Source organism: Rhizobium sp. ERR 1071 (assembly GCF_007828675.1).
Lineage (GTDB): Bacteria > Pseudomonadota > Alphaproteobacteria > Rhizobiales > Rhizobiaceae > Rhizobium > Rhizobium dioscoreae.
This window is the reverse complement of sequence record NZ_VITM01000033.1, coordinates 1-1,286: the sequence shown is the minus strand read 5'-3', so window position 1 is coordinate 1,286 and position 1,286 is coordinate 1. Positions and strand designations below refer to the sequence as shown.

The window sequence follows — 1,286 nt, the reverse complement described above, 5'->3', positions numbered from 1 at the left end:
AATGAGGTGGCTCGGTTTGTCTGAACAGTTCCGGGCGTTTTGCTAAGTGGATTTCCGCCTCGGTTATGCCGCCACCATCATCGGTGTCAGCGCGTTGAAGTAGGCCTGATCCGGTGTCTGCCGGTCAAGGGATGAATGTGGACGTCGGGTATTGTAAAAGGTCAGATAACGACCGATGCCTGCGCGAGCCTCGGACACGGTTTTGTAGGCGTGGAGATAGATTTCCTCGTATTTGATCGACCGCCAAAGCCGCTCGACGAAGACATTGTCCCGCCACGCGCCCTTGCCGTCCATCGAGATGGCGATTTCAGCCTTCTTCAGCACGGCCGTGAAGTCAACGGAGGTGAACTGCGACCCCTGATCCGTGTTAAAGATGTCGGGCTTGCCATATCGGGCAAGCGCTTCCTCGACCGCTTCGATACAAAAGGCCGTCTCCATCGTGATCGACAGCCGCCATGAAAGCACTCGGCGACTGAACCAATCGACGACGGCGCAGAGATAGACGAAGCCGCGCGCCATGGGGACGTAGGTCATGTCCATTGCCCAGACCTGGTTGGGCCGGGTGACCGCCAGCTTGCGCAGGAGGTACGGATAGACCTTGTGCCCAGGCGCTGGTTTCGAAGTGTTCGGGCGGCGGTAAATTGCCTCGATACCCATCTTCTTCATCAGCGTGGCGACGTGAAGCCGCCCGGCATTCAGCCCCTCTGCCTTCAAAAGCCCTTGCAACATCCGACTTCCGGCAAACGGGTAATCGAGATGCAGTTCGTCGATCCGCCGCATCAAGGCCAGATCGCCGTCTGACACAGGACGCCGCGAATAATAGACGCTGCCACGACTGAAGCCGAGAAGCTTCGCCTGGCGTGCGACCGACAGTTTGTGCTTGCGGTCGATCATTTCTTTCCGCTCAGCAGTCCGGCTTTGCCGAGCGCACCGGATAAAAAATCGTTCTCTAACGTCAGTTCCCCGATCTTGGCATGCAGGGTTTTAACATCCACGGTCGGAGTTGCCGGTTCCGCTTTGGCGTCATCGCCGAAAACGCCTGTCGCCCCCTCAAGGAGTTGGTCCTTCCACTGCTTGATCTGATTGGCATGCACGTCGAACTGCTGGGATAACTCCACCAGCGTCTGTTCGCCCCTGATGGCGGCAAGCGCCACCTTTGCCTTGAAAGCCGGGCTGTGGTTCCGGCGCGGTCGTCTCGTCATGGTATCTCCTGTTCCCGGCATTTAAGCCGAAGCCAGGCAGAAATTCCACTTATCCCCGCTGTTCAAATTTCCCGAGCCAACTCT

1 protein-coding gene is annotated in these 1,286 nt (G+C 57.8%); it reads right to left on the bottom strand.

The genetic code is table 11. The annotated features are described in order from the left end of the window. Positions 1 to 63: 63 nt before the first annotated feature. Positions 64 to 1,202, bottom strand: a protein-coding gene (locus tag FBZ99_RS32970; protein ID WP_186450386.1) for an IS3 family transposase whose coding sequence is annotated in 2 segments (ribosomal slippage) — positions 64 to 944 and positions 944 to 1,202 — 1,140 coding nt in all. Because the reading frame shifts where the segments join, the coding sequence is not laid out codon by codon here. Positions 1,203 to 1,286 lie beyond the last annotated feature (84 nt).